Raw genomic sequence first — 361 nt, 5'->3', positions numbered from 1 at the left:
GAGAACCGTTGGATAGGGACTTACCTTGCAGGAGCGTCATTAAAGGAGTCGGATCTGAGCCGAGGTGTATTCTCTGAAGATGTATGGGGACAGTTCAGTATGAAGGGAGCAAACTTGTGCCACGCTGAATTGGAGGGGTTAGATCCTCGAAAGGTTGACACATCGGGTATTAAAATTGTCGCTTGGCAACAAGAGCAACTGCTTGAAACTATGGGTATTGTGGTAATGCCTGATTAATAGGGCGAGAGAAATCAGTAAATCTGACAGGGAAGGTGGTTATCTCACTTTTAACCATCGCGGCTGCACATGTTTATACCTGCTTTATCTATGGGCTTATCTTGTGAGAATTTCAGGTAAGGTG

The 361-nt window shown here is 45.2% G+C and carries 1 pseudogene; it reads left to right on the top strand.

Annotated features, from left to right (window positions below):
- Positions 1–237 (top strand): annotated as a pseudogene (locus A3712_RS21710) (fluoroquinolone resistance protein); the annotation flags it as partial.
- Positions 238–361 lie beyond the last annotated feature (124 nt).

Source organism: Vibrio sp. HI00D65 (assembly GCF_001635455.1).
Classification (GTDB): domain Bacteria; phylum Pseudomonadota; class Gammaproteobacteria; order Enterobacterales; family Vibrionaceae; genus Vibrio.
The sequence above is the reverse complement of the archived record's forward strand: the minus strand, read 5'-3'. Positions and strand labels throughout refer to the sequence as shown.